Annotated in this window: 22 protein-coding genes and 1 tRNA gene; 11 read left to right on the forward strand and 12 right to left on the reverse strand. The window is 60.1% G+C overall.

Going from position 1 to position 21031, the window contains the following annotated elements; all coding sequences use genetic code 11:
- Window positions 1–130: 130 nt before the first annotated feature.
- Window positions 131–778, reverse strand: a complete 648-nt coding sequence (locus ABLV54_RS02005) for a TetR/AcrR family transcriptional regulator (RefSeq protein WP_050533498.1) — start codon at window positions 776–778, stop codon at window positions 131–133.
- A gap of 80 nt (window positions 779–858) precedes the next feature.
- On the opposite strand from ABLV54_RS02005, the gene ABLV54_RS02010 reads away from it, so the two are divergent.
- A complete protein-coding gene (locus ABLV54_RS02010; protein ID WP_032454395.1) occupies window positions 859–2352 on the forward strand; it encodes an MDR family MFS transporter in 1494 nt (497 codons plus the stop codon).
- Here the strand turns inward: ABLV54_RS02010 and ABLV54_RS02015 are convergent.
- A complete protein-coding gene (locus ABLV54_RS02015) occupies window positions 2349–3263 on the reverse strand; it encodes a LysR substrate-binding domain-containing protein (RefSeq protein ID WP_050533497.1) in 915 nt (304 codons plus the stop codon). The two genes, ABLV54_RS02010 and ABLV54_RS02015, sit on opposite strands and share 4 nt — an antisense overlap.
- Before the next feature lie 95 nt (window positions 3264–3358).
- Between ABLV54_RS02015 and ABLV54_RS02020 the strand changes: the two genes are divergently transcribed.
- Window positions 3359–3991 (forward strand): pyridoxamine 5'-phosphate oxidase family protein, encoded by a 633-nt coding sequence (locus ABLV54_RS02020; protein WP_048298581.1) that lies wholly within the window; start codon window positions 3359–3361, stop codon window positions 3989–3991.
- Complete coding sequence (locus ABLV54_RS02025; protein ID WP_023291403.1) at window positions 3988–4458, forward strand: nuclear transport factor 2 family protein; 471 nt, start codon at window positions 3988–3990, stop codon at window positions 4456–4458. The genes ABLV54_RS02020 and ABLV54_RS02025 overlap by 4 nt, the downstream gene beginning before the upstream one ends.
- 20 nt (window positions 4459–4478) lie before the next feature.
- Here ABLV54_RS02025 and ABLV54_RS02030 read toward each other — a convergent pair whose 3' ends face one another.
- Window positions 4479–5015: a peroxidase-related enzyme gene (locus tag ABLV54_RS02030; RefSeq protein ID WP_032433699.1), complete on the reverse strand. Its 537-nt coding sequence runs from the start codon at window positions 5013–5015 to the stop codon at window positions 4479–4481.
- 118 nt (window positions 5016–5133) lie between these two features.
- On the opposite strand from ABLV54_RS02030, the gene ABLV54_RS02035 reads away from it, so the two are divergent.
- The 3 genes from ABLV54_RS02035 to ABLV54_RS02045 all read left to right on the forward strand — a co-directional run bounded on the left by ABLV54_RS02035 (window position 5134) and on the right by ABLV54_RS02045 (window position 7855).
- Window positions 5134–6039: an AraC family transcriptional regulator gene (locus tag ABLV54_RS02035; protein WP_023291401.1), complete on the forward strand. Its 906-nt coding sequence runs from the start codon at window positions 5134–5136 to the stop codon at window positions 6037–6039.
- A gap of 127 nt (window positions 6040–6166) precedes the next feature.
- Complete coding sequence (gene nlpA / locus ABLV54_RS02040) at window positions 6167–6976, forward strand: lipoprotein NlpA (RefSeq protein WP_023291400.1); 810 nt, start codon at window positions 6167–6169, stop codon at window positions 6974–6976.
- 24 nt (window positions 6977–7000) lie between these two features.
- Window positions 7001–7855: a DMT family transporter gene (locus tag ABLV54_RS02045; protein ID WP_023291399.1), complete on the forward strand. Its 855-nt coding sequence runs from the start codon at window positions 7001–7003 to the stop codon at window positions 7853–7855.
- On the opposite strand, the gene ABLV54_RS02050 is transcribed toward ABLV54_RS02045, so the two are convergent.
- Entirely contained in the window at window positions 7845–8405 is a 561-nt protein-coding gene (locus ABLV54_RS02050; protein ID WP_050533495.1) for an NUDIX hydrolase, read from the reverse strand. The two genes, ABLV54_RS02045 and ABLV54_RS02050, sit on opposite strands and share 11 nt — an antisense overlap.
- 167 nt (window positions 8406–8572) lie before the next feature.
- Between ABLV54_RS02050 and ABLV54_RS02055 the strand changes: the two genes are divergently transcribed.
- Both ABLV54_RS02055 and ABLV54_RS02060 read left to right on the forward strand, forming a co-directional pair.
- A complete protein-coding gene (locus ABLV54_RS02055; protein WP_050533494.1) occupies window positions 8573–9352 on the forward strand; it encodes an MBL fold metallo-hydrolase in 780 nt (259 codons plus the stop codon).
- Between the two features lie 21 nt (window positions 9353–9373).
- Window positions 9374–10327 (forward strand): helix-turn-helix domain-containing protein, encoded by a 954-nt coding sequence (locus ABLV54_RS02060; RefSeq protein ID WP_023291396.1) that lies wholly within the window; start codon window positions 9374–9376, stop codon window positions 10325–10327.
- Here the strand turns inward: ABLV54_RS02060 and ABLV54_RS02065 are convergent.
- The gene (locus ABLV54_RS02065; RefSeq protein ID WP_044525064.1) at window positions 10324–11373 is read right to left on the reverse strand and encodes an NAD(P)-dependent alcohol dehydrogenase; all 1050 of its coding nucleotides are present in this window, start codon (window positions 11371–11373) and stop codon (window positions 10324–10326) included. The genes ABLV54_RS02060 and ABLV54_RS02065 overlap by 4 nt on opposite strands.
- A 362-nt stretch (window positions 11374–11735) precedes the next feature.
- Here ABLV54_RS02065 and ABLV54_RS02070 point away from each other — a divergent pair, with 362 nt between their 5' ends.
- A complete protein-coding gene (locus tag ABLV54_RS02070; protein ID WP_044525063.1) occupies window positions 11736–12434 on the forward strand; it encodes a winged helix-turn-helix transcriptional regulator in 699 nt (232 codons plus the stop codon).
- A 49-nt stretch (window positions 12435–12483) separates the two neighbouring features.
- Here ABLV54_RS02070 and ABLV54_RS02075 read toward each other — a convergent pair whose 3' ends face one another.
- The 4 genes from ABLV54_RS02075 to ABLV54_RS02090 form a co-directional block, all read right to left on the reverse strand.
- A complete protein-coding gene (locus tag ABLV54_RS02075; RefSeq protein WP_032454386.1) occupies window positions 12484–12774 on the reverse strand; it encodes a putative quinol monooxygenase in 291 nt (96 codons plus the stop codon).
- A 1-nt stretch (window position 12775) separates the two neighbouring features.
- A complete protein-coding gene (locus tag ABLV54_RS02080) occupies window positions 12776–13783 on the reverse strand; it encodes a zinc-binding alcohol dehydrogenase family protein (protein WP_050533493.1) in 1008 nt (335 codons plus the stop codon).
- Window positions 13784–13895: 112 nt separating this feature from the next.
- Window positions 13896–14363 (reverse strand): DUF3237 domain-containing protein, encoded by a 468-nt coding sequence (locus ABLV54_RS02085; protein WP_050533625.1) that lies wholly within the window; start codon window positions 14361–14363, stop codon window positions 13896–13898.
- A gap of 165 nt (window positions 14364–14528) precedes the next feature.
- Window positions 14529–14623: transfer RNA gene (locus ABLV54_RS02090), tRNA-Sec, on the reverse strand.
- Window positions 14624–14911: 288 nt separating this feature from the next.
- Here ABLV54_RS02090 and ABLV54_RS02095 point away from each other — a divergent pair.
- Both ABLV54_RS02095 and ABLV54_RS02100 read left to right on the forward strand, forming a co-directional pair.
- Entirely contained in the window at window positions 14912–15106 is a 195-nt protein-coding gene (locus ABLV54_RS02095) for a hypothetical protein (protein WP_044525061.1), read from the forward strand.
- 31 nt (window positions 15107–15137) lie between these two features.
- Window positions 15138–15860 carry an SIS domain-containing protein gene (locus ABLV54_RS02100; RefSeq protein WP_050533492.1) on the forward strand — a complete coding sequence of 241 codons (723 nt, stop codon included), beginning with the start codon at window positions 15138–15140 and terminating at the stop codon, window positions 15858–15860.
- Between the two features lie 108 nt (window positions 15861–15968).
- On the opposite strand, the gene ABLV54_RS02105 is transcribed toward ABLV54_RS02100, so the two are convergent.
- The 3 genes from ABLV54_RS02105 to ABLV54_RS02115 form a co-directional block, all read right to left on the reverse strand.
- Window positions 15969–17348, reverse strand: a complete 1380-nt coding sequence (locus ABLV54_RS02105) for a glycoside hydrolase (RefSeq protein ID WP_348813563.1) — start codon at window positions 17346–17348, stop codon at window positions 15969–15971.
- Window positions 17349–17360: 12 nt separating this feature from the next.
- Window positions 17361–18920 carry a PTS transporter subunit EIIC gene (locus tag ABLV54_RS02110; protein ID WP_050533491.1) on the reverse strand — a complete coding sequence of 520 codons (1560 nt, stop codon included), beginning with the start codon at window positions 18918–18920 and terminating at the stop codon, window positions 17361–17363.
- 247 nt (window positions 18921–19167) lie between these two features.
- A complete protein-coding gene (locus ABLV54_RS02115) occupies window positions 19168–20883 on the reverse strand; it encodes an AsmA family protein (RefSeq protein WP_044525058.1) in 1716 nt (571 codons plus the stop codon).
- Window positions 20884–21031 lie beyond the last annotated feature (148 nt).

Below are 21031 nucleotides of genomic sequence, written 5' to 3' on the forward strand. Positions count from 1 at the left end.
AGTGCGAGCAGGGAAATTTACGGTTGTGCCGTTATTTCTGTAGCCCTGCTAAGCGTAGCGCGAGCAGGGAAAATCCCGGATGGCGGCGCGTGGCGCCTTATCCGGGCTACAAAAGCGTCAAAACCACCCCTTAACCCCCGACGCCATGGCCCATTAACGCCAGCGCGTGGCTGACGATGGTCTGGCGGTCGACCGCCTGTAAACGCGGATCGCTGTGGATGCGCGAAAACGGCACCAGCACCAGGCTAATCACCGTGGTAAACAGCAGCTCCGGCGACAGCGCCGGGTTAATCTTGCCCTCCTGCTGCCAGCGGCGCACCGCCTCCAGCATCACCTGAAAACGCTCCTCGCCGAAGCGGGCGTCCATATGCTGACGCAGGATCGGCATCTCGCCGATGATCTCATGCATCCACAGCGGCGCGAACCAGGCGTTTTTCTCCGCCATGTGCGCCAGCGTCTCGACCATCATCGTCAGCGCCAGCACCGGGTCCTGCGGATGGTCGACAAAGATGCGGCTGATGTGGTTGCGCAGCGGCATAAAGCGCTCTTCGATCAGCTGCGTCACCAGCGCATCCCGCGAACTGAAATAGTAATGCAGCATCGCCGGCGTCACCCCGGCCTCTTTGGCGATGGCATTCAACGACACGCGGGCCGCGCCGTCGCGGGCAAACAGCGTCAGGGCGATGTCCATCAGCTGTTCGCGGTTGGCGGTACCCGGTTTTTTACCGCGCGGCCGCCCCGGGCGGCGGGGGGTATCCTGATCCTTTTGTGCTGTCATGATATGGCGATCTCTTGACCCGACTCATTCTTTCACTAAATATTAATTATGCATTTAATTAATTTCAAGCGAGTGTTGTGATGACTTCTCAAGTCGCGAACCCACCGGTGCAGTCGATACGCCTGCTGTTTAGCGCCTTGCTGCTGGTGATGCTCCTCTCCGCGCTGGATCAGACCATTGTCTCCACCGCGCTGCCGACGATTGTCGGCGAACTGGGCGGGCTGGACAAGCTTTCCTGGGTGGTTACCGCCTATATCCTCAGCTCCACCATCGCGGTGCCGCTGTACGGTAAATTCGGCGATCTGTTCGGCCGCAAAATCGTGCTGCAGGTGGCGATTGGGCTGTTTCTTGTCGGCTCCGCCCTCTGCGGGCTGGCGCAGAACATGACCCAGCTGGTGCTGATGCGCGGCCTGCAGGGGCTCGGCGGCGGCGGCCTGATGGTCATCAGCATGGCGGCGGTGGCCGACGTCATCCCGCCCGCCAGCCGTGGCCGCTATCAGGGGCTGTTCGGCGGCGTTTTTGGCCTGGCGACGGTGATCGGCCCGCTGATCGGCGGCTTTTTGGTGCAGCACGCCTCCTGGCGCTGGATCTTCTACATCAACCTGCCGCTGGGCCTCTTCGCGCTGCTGGTGATCGGCGCGGTATTCCACAGCAGCAATAAACGCAGCCAGCATGAGATTGACTGGCTGGGGGCGATTTACCTCAGCATGGCGCTGCTGTGCATCATCCTGTTTACCTCGGAAGGGGGCAGCGTTCATGCGTGGAATGACCCGCAGCTGTGGTGCATTCTGGCCTTCGGCATCGTGGGGGTCATCGGTTTTATCTACGAAGAGCGAATGGCCGCCGAGCCGATTATTCCGCTGTCGCTGTTCCGCAACCGCAGCTTCCTGCTGTGCAGTCTGATCGGCTTCGTCATCGGCATGTCGCTGTTTGGATCAGTCACCTTCCTGCCGCTCTATCTGCAGGTGGTGAAGGAGGCGACCCCCACCGAGGCCGGGCTGCAGCTGATCCCCCTGATGGGCGGCCTGCTGCTGACCTCGATTATCAGCGGGCGGATTATCAGCCGTACCGGTAAATATCGCCTGTTTCCGATCCTCGGTACCCTGCTTGGCGTGACCGGCATGGTGCTGCTGACCCGGATCACCATTCACTCACCGCTGTGGCAGCTGTACCTGTTTACCGGCGTGCTGGGGGCCGGTCTGGGGCTGGTGATGCAGGTGCTGGTCCTGGCGGTACAGAACGCGATGCCGGCGAAGCTTTACGGCGTCGCCACCTCCGGCGTGACCCTGTTCCGCTCGATCGGCGGCTCCATCGGCGTGGCGCTGTTTGGCGCGGTGTTCACGCACGTGCTGCAGAGCAACCTGCAAAAGCTGTTGCCGGAAGGCGCGGTACTGCCGCCGGGAATGAATCCGGTGGCGGTGCAGCACCTGCCCGCGGATATCCGCCTCGACTATCTCGACGCCTTCGGCGCGGCGATCCACGCGGCGTTCCTCATGGCGGCCTGCATTATGGCGGTGGCGTTTGTCCTCTCCTGGCTGTTAAAGGAGGCGCCGCTGAAGACCGCGACGCACTAAGCGGCCCCGGCGATGCGCAGCAGCGCCTGACGCAGCGCCGGCGCGGCAAAATCGATAAATTTTCGCAGCTTAAGCGGCGCCAGGTCCCGGGCGGTATACAGCAAATGGACCGGCGCCGGCTCCGGCTCGACGCGCTCCAGCAGCAGACGGAGCTCACCCTGTCGCAGGCCGTCCAGCGCCTGATAGTGCAGTAAGCGAGCTACGCCCACCCCCAGCCGCGCGGCATCGGCAGCGCTCTCCGGCGTGGTGACCGATAACGCCGGCGGCAGGTTAATCAACTGGTCCTCGCGCTCAGCGGCGCGAAAGCGCCAGCCGCGATAGGGCATCGGCGATTCAATGCGGATGATCGGCAGCGCCGCCAGATCGCGCGGCCGCTGCGGCTCGCCGTATTTCGCCAGCAGCGCCGGATGGGCGCAGGCCACGATGCGCATCCTGCCGAGGCGGGTGGCCACCATGCTGCTGTCCGCCAGGTCGCCTATCCGCACCGCCAGATCGATATGGTCGCCCACCAGGTCGGCGTTACGATCGCTGAGCAGCAAACGGACGTGAATCTGCGGGTAACGGGCGATAAATTCAGCGATCACCGGGAGAACGTGCTGGCGTCCAAACATTGTCGGCGCAGAGATCACCAGCTCGCCTTTCGGTTCCTGATACTCGCCCGTCGCCAGGCGTTCGGCGTTTTCCACCTCCTCAAGGATCCGCCGCGCGGCAGCGACATAATCGACCCCGGCGTCGGTGAGCGTCAGTTTGCGGGTGGTCCGCGCCAGCAGGCGCACCCCCAGCGCGTTCTCCAGCTCGCCGATATGGCGGCTGACGGTGGTCAGCGGCATATTCAGCGCCCGCGCCGCCGCCGACATACTCCCCAGCTCGGTCACTTTCACCAGCAGCGCCATCGCGCTTAATCGATCCATTATTCTCCCGATTTTTGGAAAGATGATTGCCACGAAACCAGTATTATCATTTTTCGCAGTACAGTCCATGATGGCGCCAGACAACAGGAGGCGCTATGGCAGCAACCTTTCTCGATATCGCCATCACCCCGGACGTGATGGATGTGCAGCATGAAATGGGCAGCGACCAGCTGTGGCAAACGCCGCACAGCCGCCGCCAGGCCGACCGCTTCGGCGACAGCGAAGCGGGGATGATCGCCACCCGCGACAGCTTTTATCTGGCGACGGTGTCGCAGAGCGGCTGGCCCTACATTCAGCATCGCGGCGGCCCGCCGGGGTTTCTGCATCTGCTGGATGATACCACCCTGGCGATGGCGGATTTCGGCGGCAACCGTCAGTACATTACCACCGGCAACCTGCGCGGCAGCGACCGGGCCTGCCTGTTTTTGATGGATTATCCGCGCCGTGCCAGGCTGAAAATCTACGCCACCGTCGAGGTCGTGGCGGCAGAGAACCACCCGCCGCTGCTGGCGCAGGTGGCGCCGGCCAACTATCGCGCCCGCATCGAGCGCCTGTTTCTTTTTCATCTGCAGGCGTTTGACTGGAACTGCCCGCAGCACATTACGCCGCGCTACAGCGCGCAGCAGGTGGCGGAGTACAGCCAGAACCTGCAGCAACGTATTCATGACCTGGAGCAGGAGAATCAGCGCCTGCAGCAGCAATTAGCCCGCAGAGGAGAGTCAGCATGACCGAACAACGTCCCCCGTTACCGCCGTTTACCCGCGACAGCGCTATCCAGAAGGTCCGCGCTGCGGAAGATGGCTGGAACAGCCGCGATGCCGAAAAGGTCGCTCTGGCCTACACCATGGACAGCGAATGGCGCAACCGCAGCGAGTTTGTCCACGGCAGGGGGCAAATTGTCGAATTCCTGCAGCGAAAATGGCGTAAGGAGCAGCAATATCGGCTGATTAAGGAGCTGTGGGCATGGCAGGAAAATCGCATCGCCGTGCGCTTCGCCTATGAGTGGTGCGACGACAGCGGCAACTGGTTTCGCTCGTACGGCAATGAAAACTGGGAGTTTGATCAGCACGGGCTGATGCAGACGCGCTACGCCTGCATCAACGACCTGCCGATCGCCGAAAGCGAGCGCCTGTTCCACTGGCCCCAGGGGCGTCGCCCGGACGATCATCCGGGGCTCAGCGACCTGGGGCTGTAAAACCGGCGCTGCGCGACGGATTAATCGGCTTTCGGGAAGTCGACCACCGTGTCGTTAACCCGGTTCACCATATTGGTGAACAGGATCGCGCTGATGGCGCTGATAATCTCAATCACCTGCTGGTCGCTAAAACCGGCGTTGCGCAGCGCGGCGACGTCGGCTTCCGGCAGCGTGCCGGTGGTGGTCACCAGCGTCTGCGCAAATTTCACCAGCGCATCAAGCTGTGCCTCTTCCGCATACTCCCCGCGGCGCAGGGCGTGGATCTGTTCGCTGCTGAAGCCGGCTTTTTTCGCCATCAGCGTATGTGCGGCCAGGCAGTAGTCACAGCCGGTGGCTTCGCTGACCGACAGGTTAATGGCTTCCAGCTGTTGGGCGCTGAGGCTGCCTTTATGTAGCATCGCATTGTGCGCCAGCGCCTGCTGCAGCGCGGCCGGCGAGTGGCCGCCGATGGCCAGGTAGGCATTCGGCACTTTGCCCATCGCTTTTTTGATCCCGGCGAAAATATCGGCGGCTTTGCCGGTGGCGTCTTGTTCACGGATATCAGCTAAACGGCTCATGGTTAACTCCTGTTGTTTTCGAGGGTGTGTGTTGGCATCGGGGTCATCTTAGGCGGTTGCCGCATGCTAGACTGGCGGTCTTCGTCTCACCTTTTTGTCTTATCGTCTCAGGAGAAGCATGGACAGTCTCAGTCATCTGCTGGCGCTGCTGGCGCCGCGCTGCGAAGTGAACCTGCACTGTCGCTTCGGCGGCCGCTGGCAGGCCGGGCACCAGCAAATGCGCAGCGGCGTGGTGCCATGGCACGTGGTGCTGCGCGGCGAGGGGCGGCTCAACGTCGGCGGCCAGACCCATCACCTGCGCGCGGGAGATGTGGTCCTCCTGCCGCACGGTTCGCCGCACCTGATGGAGAGCCTGGTGGAGTGGGGCCAGGTGCTGCCGGTGGCGCATCGCTTTAACGGCACGGTGACGGAAATGCGCGCCGGCCCGGCGGAGGGGGCGCTGGAGATGCTGTGCGGCGAATTCTATTTTGGTCCGCACGTCAGCTGGCTGTTCACTGAGGCGTCGACGCTGATCCATCTCCATACCGATGCGCGCGAAGACTGCCCGGAGCTGCAGCCGTTGCTTAACATACTGGTCCGCGAAAGTCTGGCGCAGCGTCCCGGCGGCAGCGCTATCGTGCGCAGCCTCGGCGATACGCTGCTGGTGCTGCTGCTGCGCATGCTGCTTGGCGAGCAGCAGCCGCCAGGCGGGCTGCTGCGTCTGATGAGCGATGAGCGCCTGATGCCGGCGGTGCTGGCGGTGATGGCGACCCCGGAGCAGCCGTGGACGCTGGAAACCATGGCCGCCCGCGCCTTTCTGTCGCGGGCCACCTTTGCCCGCCATTTTGCCCGCGTTTATCACCTGACGCCGCAGGCGTGGCTGTCGCAGCTGCGAATGGCGCTGGCCGCCCGGCTGCTGCGCCTGGAGCGTCAGACCAACCTCGAGGTCATTGCCGAACGCTGCGGCTTTCAGTCGCTGGCGTCCTTCTCGAAGCGCTTCAAAATGCGCTATGGCGTGACGCCGGGCGAGTGGCGACGGGGCTAGCGCTTCGCGCCTGGCGAAGATGATTTTATTTCCGGTTGCGTGGTTTGCTGTTTATTACCCCACCCGAAAGTCGCTATAGTTTTGCACGAAAAAAACAATGACAGTCAGGACGGACAGGGTGAAGAGGATGAGATTACGTTTACGTGCCGCCGCCGCGGTAATGCTGGCGGGTCTGGCGCTGGTCGGCTGCGACCAAAAGGGTAATGAAGCGAAGCACATTAAGGTCGGCGTGATTAACGGCGCTGAACAGGATGTGGCGGAAGTGGCGAAGAAAGTGGCCAAAGAGAAGTATGGTCTGGAGGTTGAGCTGGTGGGGTTCAGCGGCTCGCTGTTGCCTAACGAATCGACCAACGCCGGGGATCTGGACGCCAACGTCTTCCAGCATCGGCCTTTCCTTGAGCAGGACAACAAAGCGCATAACTACCATCTGGTGGCGGTAGGCAATACCTTCGTCTTCCCGATGGCCGGCTATTCGCGCAAGATAAAGTCAGTCGCCGAACTGAAAGACGGCGCGACGATCGCCATCCCCAACGATCCGACAAATCTCGGGCGGGCGCTGCTGCTGCTGCAAAAAGAGAAGCTGATAACCCTCAAAGCCGGTACCGGCCTGCTGCCGACCGCGGTGGATATCACCGACAACCCGCATCACCTGAAAATTATGGAGCTGGAAGGGGCGCAACTGCCGCGCGTACTCGACGATCCTAAAGTCGACGTGGCCATCATCAGCACCACCTACCTGCAGCAAACCGGGCTGTCGCCGGTTCGCGATGGCATCTTTATCGAAGATAAAAACTCGCCCTACGTGAACATCATCGTGACCCGGGAAGACAATAAAGACGCGGAAAACGTGAAGGAGTTTATGCAGTCGTACCAGTCGCCGGAGGTGGCGAAGGCGGCAGAGACTATCTTCAACGGCGGCGCGGTGCCGGGCTGGTAAGCCAACTTACAGGGAGAGGCGCGTATGGTACGCCAACGGCAGGCTGATCTGCTGCTGATTGCCGCGACGGTGATTGCCGCCTGCGGCTGGATTTTTTCCCGCGAGGCGATCGCCGGCATGCCGGTATTCGCGTTCCTTGGGCTGCGCTTTTTCTTCGCCGCGCTGCTGCTGCTGCCGTTTTGCCGCGGGTTTCGCCCGCAAAAGCAGCACTGGCCAAAGCTCATCATCAGCGGGCTATGGTTTGCGCTCAACCTCTGCCTGTGGATCTACTCGGTCTCCACGACGGCGTCGCTCGGCGAAGGGGCGTTTATCATGAGCCTGTCGATGATGTTCGTCCCGCTGACCGCGTGGGTGATGATGAAGGTGCGTCCGCCGCGGGCCTGGTGGGAGTGCCTGCCGATCGCGGTGGTGGGCCTGGGCCTGCTCAGCCTGCACATGCCGATAGTCTTCCATCCCAGCCAGGGCTGGTTTTTGCTGACGGCGCTGGTGCAGTCCATCTGGTTCTGTTACACCAGCCGCTGCGCGCGTGAAGTACCGCTGATCCCCCTGACCACCGTGCAGCTGGCGATCACTGGTATTGTCGGGTTGACCCTCTCCGCTGCCGTTGAACGCTGGGACCAGCCGATGACCCTGCCGACCTTCGGCTGGCTGGTGGCCAGCATTGTCATCGCCACCAGCCTGCGCTTCGGTCTGCAGATGAAGGGGCAGAAGTACGCGGCGGTGGCCAGCGCGGCGATCATCATGGTGCTCGAACCGCTGCTGACGGTCATTGCCGCCGCGCTGTGGTATGGCGAACAGCTGCCGCTGCAGAAGATTATCGGCGGCGTGCTGATCCTGGTTGCCCAGCTGTGGTTCCGCTGGCGGATGCTTAAGCCGTAGCCTGCCCGGTGCGCGGCTGCGCCATCAATTGCAGCAGCGGCACCAGCGACAGCCCGTCCGGCATTTCGCCGCGGGCGATCAGCTGGTTTATCTCCTCAAAGGTAAACCAGCCGGTTTCCATCACTTCATCCTGATCCGCATCCATCCCCACCCAGTGTAAACCGGTGGCCAGCCAGGTGATAAACAGCTGGTCGCTGCTGCCGTAGGAGGGGTTGAAGCGCATGATCTCCTCGACGCGTTGCGCCTGCCAGCCGGTCTCTTCCCGCAGCTCGCGCAGCGCGGCCGCCGCCGGATCTTCCCCTTCGTCAACGCCGCCTGACGGAATGGCCCACACCACCTTGTCGATCAGGTAGCGGTAGTGGCGAATCAGCAGCACTTTCTCATCCTGAATGGCCACAATCCCCACCGCCGGGCGCGGATAGTGAATGGCGTAAAAGTCGCGGCGCTCGCCGGGGGCGATATCAATACCCACCTTGCGCATGCTGAACCACGGCGTCTCGGCGATGACCTGCGGGTCGTGCATATCGGCGGCGGTCAGTTTTTTCTTCATCCTGCCACTCCTGTCAAAAATGGAGCCTTCAGAACAACATAGCCGGAGGCGGATAGCAATCGCCGCAGGTTGGCCCGATTTCATCGAACCTTGCCCAAATGCCCCTATTGCGCCAAGCTGGTACTCAGTACGATGTTCGTCAAATCACCCCCCTGAGGAACGCCAACATGAACATCACCCATATCCGTAACGCGACCCAGATTATTGAATACGCCGGGAAAAAGTTTCTGATCGATCCGATGCTGGCGGACAAGGGCGCCTGGCCGGGTTTTCCTGGCACCGCGCGCAGCGAGCTGCGCAACCCGCTGGTGGCGCTGCCTTTTTCCCGCGATAAAATCATCGACGTTGACGCGGTGATCGTCACCCATACCCATGACGATCACTGGGACGAGGCGGCGATCGCCGCGATCCCGAAAACCCTGCCGGTGTTCGTCCAGCACGAAGCCGACGGCGCGCTGCTGCGCAGCCAGGGTTTCCAGGATATCCGCCTGCTGACGGCAGACAGCGAATTTGCCGGCGTGCGCCTGCTGAAAACCACCTCCGGCCAGCACGGCAGCGATCGCACCTACGCGGTGCCGGCGATGGCCGAACGCCTGGGCGAGGCCTGCGGCGTGCTGTTTCGCCATCCGCAGGAGAAGACGCTGTGGCTGGTGGGGGATACCATCTGGCGTGATGAAATTGCAGCCGACCTGCTGAAGCTGCGCCCGGACGTGGTGATCCTCAACGCCGGCTACGCCCACGTCATCGGCTTTGGCCCGATTATCATGGGCAAAGAGGATCTCCTGAACGTACACTTCACCCTGCCGGAAGCGAAAATCATGGCGATTCACATGGAAGCGGTCAACCACTGCCTGGTGAGCCGGGAAGAGATGCGCCAGTATGCGCTGGATAATCAGATAGCCGAGGTAGTGTGTATCCCGCAGGATGGGGAAACCGTGGTTTATTAACGTGCGCAAGGGGAAGGAACGATGAAACTCACCGACGTGGCGATTGTTGCCGTAGAGGGCTTTAGCCCGTTTCATTATGCCGTTCCCTGCATGCTGTTTGGCGATTCGGTCTCTGAAAGCAAACGCTTTAACCTGCACATTTGCGCCGAGCGGCCGGGGCTGCTGCGCGCCCGCGACGGCTTTGCGCTGTACGCCAGCGGCGATTACGCCGTGCTGGAACAGGCGGATATCGTGGTGGTGCCTTACTGGGGCGAGGTCGACCGCCGCCCGCCGCAGGCGCTGCTTGATAGCCTGGTGCGGGCCCGGAATAACGGCGCGGAAATCGTCGGTCTGTGCCTCGGCGCGTTCGTTCTGGGCTACGCCGGGCTGCTGGACGGGAAACGCGCGGCGACCCACTGGGAGTTTGAGCAGGATTTTCAGCGCCGGTTTCCGCAGGTGCGGCTGGATATCAACGCCCTGTACGTCGACGACCAGCGGATCATTACTTCGGCGGGCACCGCGGCGGCGCTGGACTGTTGCCTCTACATCATCCGCCAGCGTTTCGGCAGCCTCGCGGCCAACCAGATCGCCCGGCGGCTGATTGTTTCACCGCACCGCGAGGGCGGCCAGGCGCAGTTCATCGCCCAGCCGGTGCCGAAAAACACCCGCGATGCGCGAATCAACTGCCTGCTGGATTATCTGCAGCAGCATATTGCCGAGCCGCATAATCTCGATTCGCTGGCGCGGGTGGTGGCGATGAGCCGCCGCAGCCTGACCCGCCACTTCGCCCGGGCGACCGGGATGAGCATTACCGACTGGCTGACCGCCGAACGCCTGCGCCGCAGCCAGAGCCTGCTTGAGGCGGGCGATCTGCCGGTTGAGCAGGTGGCGGAGGCGGTGGGTTATCTCTCTGCCGTCACCTGGCGTCAGCAGTTTAAGGCGCGCTTTGGCGTCAGTCCGACCGAATGGCGGCGCACCTTTCGCCGCGGCGCTTAGCCGGCGAGGGTCGCGCTGTCGATCACGAAGCGGTATTTCACGTCGCCCTTGACCATTCTTTCCCAGGCTTCGTTGATCTCATCCCCGCGGATCAGTTCGATATCGGCGACGATGCCGTGTTCAGCGCAGAAGTCGAGCATCTCCTGAGTTTCCGCGATCCCGCCAATCATCGACCCGGCAATCGACCGGCGGCGGATGATCAGATTGAACACTTCCGGCGACGGATGCGGCGTGGCCGGAGCGCCCACCAGCGTCATGGTGCCATCGCGTTTCAGCAGCGTGGTGAAGGCATCGAGATTGTGCGGCGCCGCCACGGTGTTGAGGATGAAATCGAAGCTTTTGACGTGGGCCGCCATTTCGTCTTCGTTACGCGACACCACCACCTCATCGGCGCCCAGCGCTCTGGCCGCATTACGCTTGGATTCGGAGGTGGTAAAAGCCACCACGTGAGCCCCCATGGCGTGGGCCAACTTGATTCCCATATGCCCAAGGCCGCCGATGCCGACCACGCCGACTTTTTTACCCGGCCCGGCGTGCCAGTGGCGCAGCGGCGAGTAGGTCGTGATCCCGGCGCACAGCAGCGGCGCGACGGCGGCCAGCTGCGCTTCGGGATGGGTTATCCGCAGCACGTAGTGTTCTTTAACCACGATCTGCTGTGAATAGCCGCCCAGGGTGTGGCCCGGCGCGTCCTGAGTCGGTCCGTTGTAGGTCAGCACCATATGGTCGCAGTAGTTCTCCAGCCCCTCAGCGCACTCCTCGCACTGTTGGCAGCTATCGACCATGCAGCCGACGCCCACCAGATCGCCGACGGCGTAGCGCGAGACAGCGTCGCCGACCGCGGTGACCCGGCCCACAATTTCATGCCCCGGCACGCAGGGATAGAGCGTTCCCGCCCATTCCGATCGCGCCTGGTGGAGATCGGAGTGGCAGACGCCGCAGTAGGCGATGGCGATCTGCACATCCTGCGGCCCCGGTTCGCGGCGGGTGATGGCCATTGATTCCAGCGGCTGGCTGGCGGAGTAGGTACCTATAGCGTTGATCAGCATAGCGAAACCTCTTGATCGAATAGAGCGGGAGATGGATGCGGGTGGTCAGTGGCATCGATAAGGGTAGCCTGGACTGGGAGAGATGCGAGGGGGAAAGCGGCATCAGGCACGGCGTAAGCGAGCGAGTCGCCGGAGCCGCAATTTATAAGGCTGGTTTATCATTTAAGCGGCTAAGCCGTATAAATATTTACGAAAATTATTGTTTTTTAGTGATGGAAAATCGAGGTAAACCGCTTATGCCGATAATAATGCTTACACTCTTTTTATTATGGAAACGACTTGGTTTTTATTCATGATTGCGCGTGTTGATACTATTACCGCTGAAAATCATGCCCTTCAACCTGACTTAATGACACAACACGATGTCGAAACCTGACGCCAACGGCCAGAATTCCCGGTCATTACCCTCTTTTTTTTATGGACGACGAACAAAACCGTTACCTGCGGTGGAATCCTTATTATCCGCGTTCCGGCCTGTCAGCACCCCTTTTGAACTGGCGCAGTCAAACTATTACCATTTTCCCTTGGCCCAAAGCGAATCCGGCTTCATTCTCCTCGAAGAAGGCGTGGCTTCAGTTTGCTTTGCGGAAAATCAACTGGTGATATCGACGGTCCTCGCCCCGGCTATATTGGGATTAATTGATAATTATGGCGTGTTTAACGGACTCCCGGATATACGCCACAGTTCTCTGTTTGCTGAGACGGATTTAAGCGGGCGCTGGATAGCGCATCAGGCTGCGGTCAATATCCTGAATGAGAAAAACCTGTGGCAGGAGATGGCCCATATCCTGACGCAGCGGTTGATGGTGTTGAGCATGCGCGAGCGGGAGCTGCTGGGGGTGGACTCTTACCAGATGGTGCGCATCCTGTTAATGGAGCTGGCGGTCTATTCGGAGACGTACCGTAGACAGATCAATGTATTAAGGTTTATCCAGCGGCGTACCAACCTGTCGCGTAGCCGCATTATGTCGATTCTGTCGGAGCTGCGCAAAGGCGGTTATATTATTATCCACCGCGGGGTGTTGATGACTATCGCCCAACCGCTTCCCGCCAATTTTTGAGCCTGGCAGGCGAAGGGCGTGATTTGTCGCCCCCCACCTGCTGGTCCGCTTAGGGCTCAATCGCCGTCAGGTAGTCCAGCCGCAGCGGCTCAGCCAGCAGACGCTCCATCTGCATAACAAACGCCTGAAAATAGGGCATCTCTACATGCGCATCAAGGGCGTCTTGCCCACGCCACGCTTCGCGCATGTAGAAAGTGTCCGGCGCGTCGCGCAGCTGGAAAAGCGCGTAGTCGAGATTGCCCGGCTCCTGTCTCGTCGGCAGGAGCAGCTTCTGCAGGGCCTGGCGCAGCGCGTCCGTTTGGCCTGGTTTCGCCTTGAGCACGGCGAGCAGGGTTATCATCTTAAAATCCCTCCAGCACAATCTTGCCCACCGCGCGTCCGGTTTCCAGCTGGCGATGCGCTTTCTGCAGATTGTCGGCAGTGATGGCGCCGTAGTGTTCGCCGAGGGTGGTTTTGATCGTGTGGTTGTCGATCAGGGCCGCCACGCGGGTCAGCAGCTGATGCTGGGCGATCATGTCATCCGTCTCAAACATTGAGCGGGTGAACATAAATTCCCAGTGCAGGGAGAGGCTTTTGGCTTTCAGCGGCACCACGTCCAGGGTCTCCGGATCATCAATCAGCGCCAGCTTGCCCTGCGGGGCGAGGGCGTCAATCAGCGAGTTGAAGTGCTGGTCGGTGTTGGTCAGGCTGGCGACATGGGTCACCGCGTTGATGCCGATACGCGCCAGCTCGTCGGCGAGCGGCTTGCTGTGATCGATAACATGGTGCGCGCCCGCCTCGCGGACCCACCGTTGACTCTCCGGACGCGAGGCGGTGCCGATCACCGTCATGGCGGTCAGTTTACTGGCCAGCTGGGTCAGGATCGAGCCCACGCCGCCCGCCGCGCCGACGATCAGCAGCGTGTCGCCCGCGTTGCCGCCTTCCGTGACGCCGAGACGGTGAAACAGCAGCTCCCAGGCGGTGATCGCCGTCAGCGGCAGCGCGGCGGCGGAGGCGTTATCGAGGGTGCGCGGTTTGTGCGCCACCAGGCGCTCATCTACCAGCTGATATTCACTGTTGCTGCCGGCCCGGCCCAGGGCGCCGGCGTACCAGACCTCATCGCCTGGCGCGAACAGCGTCACTTCCTCGCCGACGGACTGCACCACGCCAACGGCGTCCCAGCCCAGCACCCGCGGCGTGTCGCCCTGGAAGCCGGCGCGCACTTTGGTGTCTACCGGATTGACCGAGACCGCCTTCACGGCAACCAGCAGGTCACGCCCGTGGGCGGAGGGGACCGGCAGGTCGATCTCGGTTAAAAAAGGGATATTGTCGCCGTCAGCGGCGGCTTGAGTAATGGCGATAGCTTTCATAACTGCTCCGGTCTGTGAATCGGGTGAATAAAGCGATGACGCGATAGTAGACCGGTGCCGGGAGGGGAAAAACGGGTTAACGGCAATAACAGTTATATGCAGAAAGTGAAAATCAGCCCACCTGATAGAAATCGAGCATCACCCCATCCTGAGTACGCCCGCCAGCACAGATAAACAGCGAGGTGGTTAGCCAGCTGAGCGCGGGGGTATCCACCTCGAAGGTGGGGACGGTGCGAAAATAGATATCTTCCGGCGGAATAGTGCTAAAAAAGCGCATATCGTCGGCGAACAGTTGGTCATGATAGTGGGCCGGCACCCGGCGGATACCGTTGTTTTCCACGTACATCGTCCCTTCCTCCACCTGCAGGGCATAGCGGGCGGATAGCCTGCATGTGCCGTCGGGCCCGATAATCTGGCTATCGACGCCGCCGGGCAGCACGTGGCCGCGCAGTTGACCCGAGACGCTGCCGCCGAGAATCGGGATCAGCTGGCGCTTGCCGGTCTGCGGACTGCGGGAGACTATCACCGGTTTATCAACCTGGATGGTAATGGAAAAACAGTGTCTCAGTTCGGGGGTCATCATGGCTCTCCTGTTTCGGTTGGCAACGACACGCGGCCTTTGCGTCAGTGTAACGGGTTTGCAGGAGACAAAATAACGCAGGGTTTGGATGAAAATGATTGGCTGAGATGATGGGTTTTGCGACTCAGTTTGGTTGGGCGTGGCTGTGGGCGAGCAGAGGCAAACTGGCGGAAGATCACAGGAGTTGAACCTGCCCGGGACCGCTGGCGGCCCCAACTGGATTTGAAGTCCAGCCACCTCACCGGAGATGACGATCTTCCGCGCCTCGATTGCTACATGGAGGCGGGGCGCATTATAGCTACTTTCAGCCGTTTACCACATACCTGAACGCACTTTTTTACTGTTAAAACTGGACTTTGCAGAACAGTCTGAGACAAATCCGTTCAAAATCCATGAGTTACACTTTTTCATACTCTTTTCAGGCTAACGCGATCGCAAAATACATGAAACATATTCTGATAATGACCTAATTCATCTTCCTGCGGCAAAGGCTGATAAAAAATGTAACCGGTACCCATCTGTGGTGCCGCCAAGGGAATTGTGCCCATATGAAAGATCCTGTTTTGTCCGTCAAAGAGAAAAATGGCTACGGCATCATGGGCGACGGCGCCACCCTCCCCATTATTCTCGCCTTGTTCACCCTCATTTCGGCGGAGAGGGTTTTTTTATTCCATTTTTGTACAAAAAGTAACATTCATTTCAGTCTGGTGACTCAGGCCGCAGACGCTATTCCTGAACGGTGATAGCGTATGCTGCCGCTGAGAGGAGCCCGCCATGGACTTAGAAAATATCTTTCGTGACGTGAAGCTAAGCAAAACGGAAATGACCGTGCTGCGCTTTATCCAGAACGACCCGGAGCTGTGTATCCGCCAGGGGATCCGCGCCGTGGCGGAGCAGTGCTACAGTAACCCCTCCTCGCTGGTGCGGTTGGCGAAAAAGCTTAAGTTCAGCGGCTGGCTGGAGCTGGTCTATTTCATCAAGTTCAATATCACCATGCCGAAGCTCGATGTCACCAACGATATCGACTATATGAGCATTCAGCCGGCGGAGGCGCTGACGCCGCTGCTGGCAAGCCTCGCGCAGCAGCGCGTCCTGATCCACGGCAGCGGCTTTTCGCAGCTGATTGCCCAGTATATTTATAACAAGTTTCTCGTCACTGGGGTGAATGCCAGCCTGGCGCTGTGGCCGGATTACGAAATCCTTGAGCAGAAAAACGCCGCTCGCTTCGACTCCATCTGGATCATTTCTAAATCCGGGCGCAGCAGCTCGGCGCTCAACTGGGTGAAGGCCCTGGAGGGGAAAGAGATCAACCTGGTCTGCTTTACCGGTGATTATCAGAGCCCGCTGGCGCAGGCTGCGGATACGGCGTTTATCATTCACGATCCGCAGAAGTTCGACGATGATATTTACTGGAGCAACCCGTTTTTCGGCTACTGCATCCTAGGCTTTGAGCGGCTACTGAAGATGTGGTTTACCCGCGCACCTGGCAATAGCTAGCCCCGCTAAGCGCAGTGCCGCCGGGCAATATATCAGGCGCCGCGCCGCCATGTTGCCGGGTGGCGGCTGCGCCTTACCCGGCCTACGCCTCCAGGTCCGGTCAGTGATTTACCGCCAGGCGGCGAACTGCTTATCGTCGAGATAAGCTTCGACCAGGGTTTTCGCCAGCGACCAGGAACCGATCAGCGGGTGCGCCATCAGCGCCCGCACCGCCAGCGACTTATCCTGCTGCAGGATCGCCGCTACCGCCAGCCGCTCATACTCTTTCACGCAGGAAATCATATTCTTCTGCGCCGTCGGCACCTTCGTCGGCGTGACCGGCTTGAGGCCCTCCCGGCTCAGGTCGCAGCTGATCTCAATCACGTCGTCAGGGCGCAAAAAGTCGAGCGTGCCATTATTCTGGATCGACACCACGATCCGCTTGGTGGTGGTGCTGTTCACCGCTTCCAGAATATCCAGCGCCACCCCGGCATAGCCGCCGGTGTCCGGCTCTTCGATAAACTGCCGCAGCGTCAGCGGCTCGCGGGTATGAAATTTCTCCTGCCGGGATTCGTTCTGCATATAGCTGTTTTCCCGGCGCAGGTAGTGCTGCATCCAGATATTGAAGGCGGCTTCCGGCTGCGTTCTGGCATCCACGGTGCGCAGCGCCTGGCGCATCTCCTGATTGATACGGGCGATCTGCTCCCCGCGCGTTTCGCCTGCCCCCTGAATCGCCTTCAGCGCCTCGTCGCGATAGTAGTAATAATAGAGATATTCGTTGAGTAACTGGTTATCGCACAGCCGCACCAGCTCGGGTGAGAAGTACTGCATCGCGGTCTTCTGGTACAGCGCCGGGCTGGCGATCAGCCGCTCGGTCACCGCTTCCCCGCGCACGGTGAAGTGGGTAAACCAGGAGAAATGGTTCAGCCCATAGCATTCCACGCTCAGGTCGTGCTCCTCACAGCCGAGGATCGCCGGCAGTTCACGAATCAGCTCGGAAGGCGCATCGCAGATCCCATAGACCCGACGCTTAAAGCCGGACTTGACGATCGCTTCCGTCACCAGGCCTGACGGGTTGGTAAAGTTAAACAGAATGGCGTCTTCGGCGGCATGGGCTTCGATCAGCCGGCAATAGTCGAGGATCGCCGGGATCGAGCGCATGGCCATCGCGAAGCCGCCGGCACCGGTGGTCTCCTGGCCGAGGGTGTTATGTTGCAGCGCAATGCGCTCGTCGCGAATGCGGCTTTCATCGCCGCCGACCCGCAGGGTGGTAATAATATAATTGGCGTTTTGCAGCGCCGCGACCGGGTCGGTGGTGGTCGTGAAATGAATATCCGGGCGAATGGTCGTAAATACATAGCGGGCAATTTCGCCGAATATCGCCAGATTATCCGCAGAGTTATCGAGAAAAACCACCTCCGTTAAACCAATGCGGTGAGCATTATAGGCCAGAGATTTCGCTAAAAATGCAGAGCGAACGCCGCCCCCGCCTAATACGGTTAATTTCATACCAACTCCTCATTAATTTTCTGCTAACCAGTTATCAACCCGGGAACGTACCTGTCCCACTTTTACGCCATAAATAACCTGAACTTCATTACGATTGCGCACCACGCCGTTGGCGCCGGTATTTTTTAATTGCGCGTCATCAACTTGCGCCATATCGCGCACGGCTACGCGCAGACGTGTAAAACAATTATCGACGGAGAGAATATTCTCCTTGCCCCCGAGGCCGCGGATAATGTCATCGGTAATCGACTGCGGCTGCGCGACTTTCTGGCGGTACTCCGCTTTGCTGTAGAGCTTCACGTTCTCGTCATCTTCCCGGCCCGGCGTTTTCAGATTCAGCTTCACCACCAGGGTGCGGAAAATCACGTAGTAGACGGCGAACTGGCCGATCCCGATAAGGACATATCCCGGCCAGCGCGTTAAGGAGACCGGCAGCGGCAGGTTATAGATCAGAAATTCGATCAGGCCCGATGCGCCCCAGGGGCGTACGGTGAAGAGGTCGCAAATGGCCTGCGAGGCGGCGGTTAACGTCGCATGGATCACCCACAGCAGCGGCGAGACAAACAAAAAGGTGAACTCAATCGGCTCGGTGATGCCGGTCAGCATGGAGGTGATAATCGCCGGCAGCAGAATCGCCTTAGCCATTACTTTTTTCTCCGGCTTCGCGGTGTGGTAGAACGCCAGCGAGGCGCCGGCGAGGCCGAAGATAGTGGTCATCCCTTGCTGTGAGAAGCGTAGGGCCTCATTCATCACCGGGGTCAGATCCGGGTGGCGCATATAGGCGAGGAAAATGGCCTGGGTACCGGAGACCACCTGGCCGTCCACGTTCAGGGTGCCGCCAATCTGGGTGAGCTGGAAGGGGGACCAGACAAAATGGTGCAGGCCGGTCGGGATAAGAAATTTTTCAAAGAAACCATAGACGAAGACCCCGGCGACCCCGGCATTTTTCATAAAGCCGGTGAGGGCGGAGATGCCGTGGGTCATAAACGGCCAAATCCAGGTAAAGGCGATGGCGTAGAAGATAACCACCGGCGTCATCGCCACCAGCGTCAGCTTGGCGCCGCCGTACATCGACAGCGCGCCGGGCAGGTCAATGGTAGAGACTATATTGTGCACCCACGCGATGGTGCAGCCGAGAATAATGCCAAGGAAAACGCCCATATCCACCACCACAAAGCCCAGCAGCTGGGTTTGCCCGGTGCCATAATATTCACCGTTAATTTTTTCGGCGAGTCCGTGGGTGTGTTCCAGCCAGGAGTGGTTGGCGCCAAGAAACATAATGAAGCACATCACCGCAACCAGCGCGACTTCGGTTTTTTTATCTTTTGCCAGACCATAGCTAATGCCGACGCAAAATAATAAGCCGAGGTTGCCAAATAAAGGCCAAAAGGTGTCGCCGAGCATCTGCCCAAGCTGGTGCAGGAAACTGGTTTCAGCAATTAATGTCGGATTAGTTAATACTGAACTGAGGGCCAGAATTAAGCCAATGACCGGCAAGAACAATACGGCGCCGATCATGGCCCGGGAGAATTTTTGCATATTCTCCAGAATACGCTGACGTATTTCAGGCATGATTGATCCTTTTATATTTTTGTAGGGACAGGGAGCGGTTTTTTATCGACTTCCAGTATTTTGGTTATAGCAACTCTGATATTTGAAGGGAACCAGTAGCGGTAAATAGGCACAGATAGGCGCTTATTGCACACAGGTTTCAGAATGCCTGCAGACCCTCTCCCTGACAGGGAGAGGGCGTAGCCAGAGCGGCGTTTTTGCAGAGAAGCCTTCCCTCTCCCGTGGGGGAGAGGATGATGGGATATCGCTATGGCGTGACGGGAGCGGGCGCTGGCGCGGCGGGGGCGGTATTGACCTCGCCGTTGCGCATCGTTTGCGCCACCTGCTGTTTCTCCATGTTCACGGCGCTAAGCTGTGCGTTGACCGTCGGCTTGAGCGGGGCATCGGCCTGCACGCTGCCGCTGGCGGTCAGCTGGAGATTGCCATCCCCGCTGATGGGGAGCGAAGGCCAGCCCCAGGCCTGCAGAATATTCAGCGGCACGCCGCGGCCGTTCAAGCTCAGATTGACCTGGCGCTGCGGCAGCTGGGATACCGCGGCGGTGGCCTGCAGGATACCGCGCTCGGTGAACGCGCTGAGCTCAGTGATATTGAGCGTCGACGCCGTGGCGCTCAGCTTGAGTGAAGGGCGGCGCACGTCAATTCGGTTAAAAGTCGCCGCCGCGGCGTTCAGCGTCGCGCTACCGTTCCACACCCCCCAGCTGCCGTTTTTCACCAGCTGAAGCTCGCCGCCATAGCCATCGAGAGCGGTAATTTGCCATGGGAAGGCAGGGTCCACATCGATGATCAGGTTGCGGCTGGCGCTGAATTTTTTCAGCGTCAGGCTTTGCAGCCAGGCCGGCAGCGGCGTCATCCACAGCGGCTTCCAGTTCGCCGGCAGCGTGTACTCCAGCCCGGCGAAGGCGGTGTCGTCGAGCACCAGCGCGTTACCGGCGCGCAGCCAGTTGCCGGAGGTTCGCACCATGCCGCCCTCCCAGCGCGAGGAGAACTGGCGCAGGGCAATACCCTGGGGTGAAAATTCGGCATTCACGATCGGGTCGAAAAAGTGCAGCGAGCCGTAGATAAATTCGCTGGCATTCATCGACAGCGTGCCGTCCTGGCTCTGCCAGCCGCCGTGACTGAGCGTCAGGTTGCGCAGGTTCAGGTCGAGGTCGGTTACCGCCCAGTCCGGCCCCTGCAGGCGGGCGTCGGTGATATCCAGGCGGCCAATCTGCAGAGAGGGGACCGTGGTTAACGGCGCGAAAAAGTCGGCCAGCGAGGCGGCGCTCTGCAGTCGGATCTCATTTAGCTGAAGGTTATCCACCAGCCAGCTGCCGTCGGCGCTGCGTTTCGCATTGCCGGTTAAGGTGCCGCGGGCGACATCGGCGCCGAGGGTGGAGAGGGTGACCTCGCCCTGATCAATCTTGCCCTGAATCAGGACGTTGCTGGCTTCGACGCCGTTGAGCGTCATTGAACCTGCGCTCATCTGGATCTGCGCCGTTTTCCCCAGCACATTGCCTGCCTCCGGCGCCCATGGGCTGACGCCGCCGGTGACGCGCTGCGCGCTGAGCGCCCAGCCGGTTTCCGGACTATTGAAAGCCATATTGCGCAACATCAGCCGGTCGGCAGCGAACGGCAGGTCGGCAGAGTGGGGGGACAGATTCAGGGTGCCGTCGTTAAGGACAATCTCATCCGCATGCAGCGGGTCGCTAAACTGGCGGGTGCTGAAGCCAATATCGACCGTTTTCGCCACCAGGGTTGCCGGCTTGCCTTCCCGGCCAAAGGTGACGTTTTGCAACTGCACATGAAGAGGGGAGGAGAAATCATGATCCATCGCATCGAAGGAGACCTGCCAGCCGGTGCCATTGCTGAGCCAGGCGCTGGCCTGGCGGGCGCCCCAGTGGGTTTGCAGCAGGAACCACGCGCCAACCATGACGAGCAGCAGAGCGACTAGCAGCCAGAGAATCAGCTTTCCAAGAAATTTCATGGTCTTCCATTCTGTGAGATGCACATAACCGTGTTATGCCCGATTTAGGCGCACTTCTCAAGGCAGGCGTGGTTTATTTCCGTGACGGAGCAGGCGGTGGAGGACAACAGGGGGGCGTCCCGGCCGATGGCACGACCGGGGGCGCGTT

The organism is Klebsiella sp. JB_Kp042 (assembly GCF_040065275.1).
GTDB classification, from domain to species: Bacteria; Pseudomonadota; Gammaproteobacteria; order Enterobacterales; family Enterobacteriaceae; genus Klebsiella; species Klebsiella quasipneumoniae.